Origin of the sequence: Nocardia sp. NPDC060220 (assembly GCF_042727815.1) — a bacterium.
GTDB lineage: Bacteria > Actinomycetota > Actinomycetes > Mycobacteriales > Mycobacteriaceae > Nocardia.
Map to the genome: position 1 here is coordinate 1 of NZ_JBHWZY010000275.1, position 7,774 is coordinate 7,774.

The 7,774-nt window shown below is 67.8% G+C and carries 9 protein-coding genes; 6 read left to right on the forward strand and 3 right to left on the reverse strand.

Features of this window, described 5'->3' with window-relative positions; genetic code table 11:
* The 3 genes from ACFWF3_RS16195 to ACFWF3_RS16205 all read left to right on the forward strand — a co-directional run.
* The coding region (locus tag ACFWF3_RS16195; RefSeq protein ID WP_379314293.1) for an NAD-glutamate dehydrogenase domain-containing protein at positions 1 to 2,018 on the forward strand (2,018 nt) is incomplete at its 5' end.
* Positions 2,015 to 2,485, forward strand: coding sequence for an acyl-CoA thioesterase (locus ACFWF3_RS16200; RefSeq protein WP_379314294.1), 471 nt, complete (start codon positions 2,015 to 2,017; stop codon positions 2,483 to 2,485). The genes ACFWF3_RS16195 and ACFWF3_RS16200, both read left to right, overlap by 4 nt.
* Before the next feature lie 4 nt (positions 2,486 to 2,489).
* Complete coding sequence (locus tag ACFWF3_RS16205; RefSeq protein WP_379314295.1) at positions 2,490 to 3,164, forward strand: hypothetical protein; 675 nt, start codon at positions 2,490 to 2,492, stop codon at positions 3,162 to 3,164.
* Between the two features lie 99 nt (positions 3,165 to 3,263).
* Here ACFWF3_RS16205 and ACFWF3_RS16210 read toward each other — a convergent pair whose 3' ends face one another.
* A complete protein-coding gene (locus ACFWF3_RS16210) occupies positions 3,264 to 3,584 on the reverse strand; it encodes an AzlD domain-containing protein (RefSeq protein ID WP_378995560.1) in 321 nt (106 codons plus the stop codon).
* Positions 3,581 to 4,273, reverse strand: coding sequence for an AzlC family ABC transporter permease (locus tag ACFWF3_RS16215; RefSeq protein WP_378995562.1), 693 nt, complete (start codon positions 4,271 to 4,273; stop codon positions 3,581 to 3,583). The genes ACFWF3_RS16210 and ACFWF3_RS16215 overlap by 4 nt, the downstream gene beginning before the upstream one ends.
* Positions 4,274 to 4,340: 67 nt before the next feature.
* Here ACFWF3_RS16215 and ACFWF3_RS16220 point away from each other — a divergent pair, with 67 nt between their 5' ends.
* Entirely contained in the window at positions 4,341 to 4,910 is a 570-nt protein-coding gene (locus ACFWF3_RS16220) for a helix-turn-helix domain-containing protein (RefSeq protein WP_101464034.1), read from the forward strand.
* Between the two features lie 61 nt (positions 4,911 to 4,971).
* Here ACFWF3_RS16220 and ACFWF3_RS16225 read toward each other — a convergent pair whose 3' ends face one another.
* Positions 4,972 to 5,685, reverse strand: a complete 714-nt coding sequence (locus ACFWF3_RS16225) for an HNH endonuclease (RefSeq protein WP_379314296.1) — start codon at positions 5,683 to 5,685, stop codon at positions 4,972 to 4,974.
* Positions 5,686 to 5,849: 164 nt separating this feature from the next.
* On the opposite strand from ACFWF3_RS16225, the gene ACFWF3_RS16230 reads away from it, so the two are divergent.
* Together ACFWF3_RS16230 and ACFWF3_RS16235 are read left to right on the forward strand one after the other, a co-directional pair.
* Entirely contained in the window at positions 5,850 to 6,260 is a 411-nt protein-coding gene (locus ACFWF3_RS16230) for a globin (protein ID WP_101464033.1), read from the forward strand.
* 208 nt (positions 6,261 to 6,468) lie between these two features.
* The coding region (locus tag ACFWF3_RS16235) for an alpha-amylase family glycosyl hydrolase (RefSeq protein WP_379314297.1) at positions 6,469 to 7,774 on the forward strand (1,306 nt) is incomplete at its 3' end.

Genomic DNA, 7,774 nt, shown 5'->3' on the forward strand with positions numbered 1-7,774 from the left:
ACCACAAGGCCCTGGGAGTGACAGCCCGAGGCGCCTGGGAGTCGCTGCGCCGGCACCTGGGCGAGTTGGGGATGGACCCGGCCCGCGACGAGATCACGGTGGTGGGCATCGGCGACATGTCCGGTGACGTCTTCGGCAACGGCATGCTGCTCAGCGAGCACATCCGCCTGGTCGCCGCCTTCGACCACCGGCACATCTTCCTCGACCCGAACCCCGACGCGTCGAGCTCCTTCGCCGAACGTGAGCGCTTGTTCGCGCTGCCGCGATCCTCGTGGGCCGACTACGACCGGAGCCTGATCAGCGAGGGCGGCGGCGTGTTCGAACGGACCGTGAAGTCGGTGCCGATCTCGCCGCAGGCACGGACGGCGCTCGGCCTGCCCGACTCGGTGCAGACGCTCTCGCCGCCGGAGTTGGTGCGCGCGATCCTGCTCGCACCGGTGCAGTTGCTGTGGAACGGCGGCATCGGCACCTATGTGAAGGCGAGCACCGAATCCAACGCCGAGGTGGGTGACAAGTCCAACGACGCGGTGCGCGTCGACGGAAACCAATTGCGGGTCAAGGTGATCGGCGAAGGTGGCAACCTGGGGGCCACCGCGCTCGGCCGGATCGAGTTCTGCCGTGCGGGCGGCAAGATGAACACCGACGCACTCGACAACTCCGCGGGCGTCGACTGCTCCGACCATGAGGTCAATATCAAGGTCCTGCTCGACGGCGTGGTCAGCGCGGGCGGTCTCGCACCCGCCGACCGCAATCCGCTGCTGGCCTCGATGACCGACGAGGTCGCTCGAATGGTGTTGCACGACAACGTCGATCAGAACACCTTGATCGGTATCGCCCGCACCGACGCGCCCCAGATGCTCAATGTGCACGGTCGTGTGATCGCCGACCTCGAACAGCGACGTGGCCTCGACCGGGAGCTCGAAGCGCTGCCGTCGACCGCCGAGCTGGCTCGCCGTGGCGAGGAGGGCGCCGGGCTCGCCTCACCCGAGCTGGCCAACCTGCTCGCGCACGTGAAGCTCGGCCTCAAGGCCGACCTGCTCGACACCGACCTGCCCGACAGCGCCTACTTCGCGAGGAAGCTGCCCCTGTACTTCCCGACGCCGCTGCGGGAGCAGTTCGGCGCCGCCATCAAGAAGCACCGGCTGCGCCGCGAGATCGTCACCACGATGATCGTCAACGAGGTCGTCGACTACGGCGGCATCACCTACGCCCACCGCCTCAACGAAGAGGTCGGCGCCACCACCACCGATACGGTGCGTGCGTTCGCCGCGGCCACCGAGATCTTCCAGCTCCATGACGTGTGGTCGCGCATCCGCGGCGCCGACGCGGCCGCCGGAGTCTGTGACCTGCTCGAATTGGAATCCAAGCGGACGCTGGACCGTGCATCGCGCTGGCTGCTGAGCAACCGGCCGCAGCCGATCGCGGTCGGCGCCGAGATCAACCGCTATCACCGCCGGGTCCAGGAACTGGCGCCGCAGGTGCCGGGCTGGTTGCGCGGGCACCATGTCACCTCCCTCACCCAGGGCGCCGCCGAGCTGATCGCCCGCGGTGCGCCGACCGACCTGGCCACCGAGGTGTTCGGGCTGCTCGGGTTGTTCCCGCTGCTCGACATCGTCGACATCGCCGACATCACCGATCGCGACGGCGCCGAGGTGGGCGCCCTGTACTACGCGCTCAACGACCATCTCAAGATCGACTGGCTGCTCGAGGCGGTGAGCCATCTCGAACGCGGTGATCGCTGGCACGCGCTGGCCCGGCTCGCTCTGCGCGACGACATGTACGGTTCGTTGCGCTCGCTCACCCTCGATGTGCTGTCCGCGGGTGACCCGGAGGAAACTCCCGACGAAAAAATTGCATACTGGGAGTCGAAGAACCAGTCCAGGCTGGGTCGTGCGCGCGCGGCCCTGTCGGAGCTGTTCGAGTCCGGGACCCACGACCTCGCCACACTGTCGGTTGCCGCGCGACAGGTGCGGAGCATGGTGAGCGGGGTGGGCGCCCAATCGGAGGTACCACGGTGACGAGTTCGCCGAACGGCAACACCGGCACGCCCGCACCGGAGCTGGTGTTGCCGCAGCGTTTTCACGCGAAGGTCGAGATCCGCTGGTCGGATATGGACGTGTTCCAGCACGTCAACCACGCTCGGATGGTGACCCTGCTGGAAGAGGCGCGGATTCCGTGGCTGTTCGACGACGACAAGCCGACGGCGTCGATGGGGCGGCAGGGGTGTGTGCTGGTCGACCTGCATGTGAAGTACCGCGGGCAGTTGCGGCACGAGGACACCCCGCTCGACATCGCCATGTGGGTCAAGCAATTGCGCGCGGTCGATTTCACCATCGGTTACGAGGTGCGGGCCAACGGCGCGGCTCCCGATTCGCCGCCCGCGGTGATCGCGACCACCCAGCTCGCCGCGTTCGACATCGATACCCAGCGGCTGCGCAGGCTCAGCGAGTCCGAGCGCGACTACCTGACACTGTGGCGGGCCTGATTACGTGAGCTCCTCCGAACAACGGGTGCTCCACACGCCCGACCCGGCCGAACGCGAAAACCTGGCCACCTTCCTCAGCCGAGCCCTCCGGCTGGACCCGGCCGCTGTCGTCCGATTGCGGCGGCGTGGTTCCAGTCTCGTATCCGCGTGGGTGGCAACGGGGTTCGAGACTCTGGCGGTGCGCACGATCACCGCGGAACTCGGTGTCGACGATGTCACCGTCGGTGCGGACACGGTGCTCGCGGGATTGGGTACCGGCCATCCGATCGACCTCGGTTACTCGATGGACTCCGCCTGGCGCGGTGCCCTTCCGCCGACCGACGGCTTCTCGCATGTGGATGACGTTCCGGCGCGCACCCTGGTGGAGCTGGCCGAACGTGGCGCGGATGTGGCGCGCGAACACGGCGGTCCCAAAGGGCCGCCCGCGTCTCTTCTCGACCAGTCGGTTCTTACGGTTACCGGGACCGGTGATCTCGAGGTGCAGGTGCCGATGCGCGTCGTCTTCGCGCTCACTGCGATGGATTTCATTCCGCATGCGGGGGAGAAGGCGGAGTCGCGTCGGATTCAGCCGTCGGAGCTGGTGCGGGTGCGGGCTACGCGGACGTGGTTGCGGTTGGATGCTCGGTACGGGTCTGTCGCGCGGCGATTGGGTGGCGGGATTCCGTTGTCGCCCAGTTGAGTTGGGCAGATCAGAGTCTCGGGTCGCGGTAACCCCGCACCCGAGGGGTCGCGGGGCGGGCTGAGGGTGCCGTCGTGGCGCAGCGTGGTTGGCAGTGAGTCAGTGCACGCCGACGAGGCGTAGCAGCGCCGTTGTCGTGGCTGCTGCCAGCACGGTGACGAGTAGAGGGGCGCGCCGCCACGCGAGGACTCCGCCCACGCCGACACCGGCGGGTAGGGCGACGCCGAGGTGGCCGGAGCCGGTCGGCAGCGTGGCTGTTGCTACCAGCGCGGCGAGCAGAATGAGGGCGCCGGTGTCCAGGAGGTGGATTGCCCGGGGGGACAGCCGCAGCCGATGGCGCATCGCGGGGCCGGTCCATCGCAGTGCGTAGGTTCCCACAGCGAGCGCCAACATGGCGGGCAGCAGATACGGCGCGTTCATGCCGCCACCGGTTCGCCGGTGGGGGTCGGTGGGCGTAGAGCGAAGACCAGTCCGCCCAGGGCGATCAGCACCGGGAGCCCGGCAGGCACGAACGGTGCGACCGCTACCGCCAACCCGGCACCGACCAGTACCGGCCGCAATGTTGCCCGGTCGCGCAGGGCGGGCAGGATCAGCGCGAGCAGGATCACCGGGAACACCGCGTCCAGGCCGAGCGCCGAGGTATCGGGTACGAGCGAACCCAGTGCCGCGCCGAGGGTGGCGCCCAGCGGCCAGCACAGTGCGACGCCGATACCGCAGGCCCAGTACGCGGCGCGTTTGCGTTCCTGATCACCGGGGGCCGTGGCGAAGGCGACCGACTCGTCGTTGAGGACGTGGATGCCGAGCGCTCGCTTCCAGCCGCGCCCGAACACCTCGGGCGCCGACAATCCGTACGGCAGGTGGCGCGCGTTGAGCAGCAGTCCGGCCACCACCGCCGCCAGCGGACTACCGCCGGCCGCGACGATCCCGAAGAACAGCAATTCCGAGCCGCCTGCCAGCACCGTGACCGCCATCACGATCGGCATCCACATCGGGAACCCGGCCGCGATCGTCGACGCGCCATAGGACACCCCGAACAGGCCGACGGCAAGGCACGCCGCGGCTACGGCAGCCACGGTTCTCCGGTCGAGTGTTCGCCAAATCGAACGCATGTTGTTTATATTGAACGCACGGGGTGGGTAAAGTCAACGCGGTATCGCCAGCCCTCAGGAGGCGTAGATGGACCGGCAGGACCCCGTCGTCGGACCGCCCCAGGCGGTGATCGCCGCGGCGCTGCGTCGTGAGCGCGCCCGCGCCGGCCTCTCGCTCACCGAGGTCGCTCATCGGGCGGGCGTCGCGAAATCCACGCTGTCGCAACTGGAATCGGGCACCGGCAACCCCAGCCTGGAAACCCTGTGGGCGCTGTGCGTCGCCCTCGAAATGCCGTTCTCCCGGCTGCTCGATCCGCCGCGGGCCAATGTTCAGGTGATTCGCGCCGACGAGGGCGCACCCGTCCCCTCGGCCGACGCCGACTATCGGGTGACATTGCTCGCAGCGGGCCAGTCACACACTCGCTGTGATGTGTACCGCATCGCGGCCGAACCCGGCCACACTCGTCGCTCGGATCCGCACAGCCCGGGCGTCGTCGAGCATGTCGTCCTGGCGGCAGGCCGCGCCATGGCGGGCCCGGCGGACGAGCCCGTGGAGATGCGCCCCGGCGACTACATCCGCTACCTGGGCGATCTCCCCCACATCTTCGAAGCGCTCGAGCCGGGAACGTGGGCGACGATGGTCATCGAGAGCGCCTGAGCCGATCGACCGCTGGTCAGGCGTAGCTCGCCTGCGTTCCGGCCATGCGCGGCTGTGCCTATCAGGCGGCCCCTTCGCCGAGGTACTGCAACCAGATCGGATCCAGATCGGCGGTGGTGGACAGCAGCCGCCAATGCGGGCCCTTGGGCGAGACCAGCGGGTGGCGCAGGTGCCAACCCAGGTCGGTCAGCATCTTGTCGGCCTTGCGGTGATTGCAGGGGGCGCAGCTGGCGACGCAGTTCTCCCACGAGTGCTCGCCGCCGCGACTGCGGGGGATCACGTGGTCGATGGTCTCGGCCTTGCCGCCGCAGTACCCGCATCGGTAGTGGTCGCGATGCATGAGCGCGGCGCGGGTCATCGGCACGCGGGCGCGGTAGGGCACCCGCACGTAGGTGCGCAGGCGGATGACGGACGGAATCGCCACTTCGGAGCCCGCGGAATGCAGGACCGGTCCTTCGGGATTGTCGTGAACGGCGTCTGCTTTGGCGCAGATCAGCAGCACAACAGCGCGACGCGCGGACAGCGCGGTGAGCGGCTCGTAGGTGGCGTTGAGGAGGAGGACCCGGCGTTTGCGCCACGCTGCGGCGTCGTGGTCTCCGGCGAGATGCAGAGGCGCGGGGAGATGCGGCAGGTCGTGAAGACCGTGTGCGCCCGGATGGTGATCGGACAGGATATGCAGCGGAACAGCCCCCGAGCCACGATTGTGGACGTCGGCGGGCTGGAGTTGTCGGTGCGTGCGCGCCTCGTGTGAACGGGCGCTCGGTCGCTGCTTCATCCTCGTGACCTCAATTTCATGATTGGCAGGATCATGTGGTATCTGGGGCCGATACTGACCCCAGTTGACCATGGTTCCGGCGGTATTGCACGGCTATTTTTCAAACTTCCGGATGAACTGTGGTTGAAGGGCAGCGCGTTCGTGACCGTGGTGATCGGGGCACAATGGAGCGCGTGACTTCCGGTGAGCAGACAACGACCTCCTTCTACGAAGCCGTGGGCGGCGCGGAGACGTTTCGCCGTCTGGTGTCGGTGTTCTATCGCGAGGTCGCGGCCGACGAGATCCTGCGCCCGCTGTACCCGGAGGAGGATCTGGGTCCGGCCGAGCGCCGGTTCCGGATGTTCCTCGAACAGTACTGGGGCGGGCCGCGCACCTACTCCGACGAGCGCGGGCACCCGCGGCTGCGCATGCGCCACAATCCGTTCGTCATCGGGCCGCTCGAGCGCGACGCCTGGATGCGATGCATGCGGATCGCGGTCGGTGAGATCGAACCGTCGATCCTGGACGACGAACACCGCAAAGCCCTGCTGGACTACTTCCAGATGGCAGCGGCCTCCCTGCAAAACGCTCCGTAGCGGGACGAGAGCCCTATTGGGGCGCACTCGGGCCTTACGGGTGCCCGCCGTTCGCTGATAACCAGCGGATGGCCGCCCGGTTTCGCGTCGATGCCGCCCTTTACCACGATGTTTCGCCGCGGCGTGGCGAACGCTGGTGATTTGCCGGATTCGCAGAAAGTCTCGCCCCGCATGAATATTGCGGGCGATCTTTGGCAATATTGCGGGTGTGACACAGACACCTGCCTCGCCGGTGCCGGGGGAAGCAAGCACCGCTCCGTGGTGGAAAACCGCCGTGTTCTATCAGGTCTATCCGCGTTCGTTCGCCGACTCCGATGGTGACGGTGTCGGCGACCTGGGCGGGGTGCGCGAGAAGATGGGATACCTGGAGCTATTGGGCGTCGACGCGCTGTGGATCTGTCCGGTGATGCGGTCACCACAGGCCGACGGTGGTTACGACGTGTCCGATCCGCGCGACATCGACCCGCTCTTCGGCGGGCTGGGGGCGCTGGACGAGTTGATCGCCGAGGCGCACGACCGCGAGATCAAAGTGACGATGGATCTGGTGCCCAACCACACCAGCATCGAACACGCGTGGTTCGCCGAGGCGCTGGAGGCTGCGCCGGGCAGCCCGGAACGGGCTCGCTACCTCTTCCGGGACGGTCGCGGCAAGGACGGGGATGAGCCACCCAACAACTGGCCGAGCATTTTCGGCGGCCCCGCCTGGACCAGGATCACCGAACCCGACGGCTCTCCAGGACAGTGGTACCTGCACATCTTCGCGCCCGAACAACCCGACCTGAACTGGGAAAACCCCGAGGTCGCCGACGATTTCGAGAAGACCCTGCGCTTCTGGCTCGACCGTGGCGTCGACGGTTTCCGCCTCGATGTCGCCCACGGGATGGCCAAACCCGAGGGACTGCCCGACATGGACCGGGTCGACACCAAGATGCTCGTCCACGACGACGACGATCCCCGCTTCAACAACCCGGGCGTGCACGCCATTCACCGCCGCATCCGCACGGTGCTCGACGACTACCCGCACGCGGTGTCGATCGGCGAGGTGTGGGTCGACGACAACGTCCGCTTCGGCGAATACGTCCGTCCCGACGAGCTGCACCTGGCGTTCAACTTCCGCCTCGCCGAGACTCCCTTCACCGCACAGGGCGTCCATGACGCGATCACACACTCCCTCGACGCGGTCGCCGACGCGGGCGCCCCGCCCACCTGGACGCTGTCCAATCACGACATCGAACGGGAGGTGACCCGCTACGGCGGTGGCAAGGCCGGCGTCGCGCGGGCGCGGGCGATGATGATGGTCGAACTCGCCCTGCCCGGTGCGGTGTTCATCTACAACGGCGCCGAATTGGCTCTGCCCAACGTCGACGACCTGCCCGAGGAGGTCTTGCAGGATCCGGTGTGGGAGCGCACGGGCCACACGGAACGTGGTCGTGACGGTTGCCGGGTCCCGATGCCGTGGGAGGGCCCGACCACGCCGTTCGGTTTCACCGTGGGCACGCCGTGGTTGCCGATCC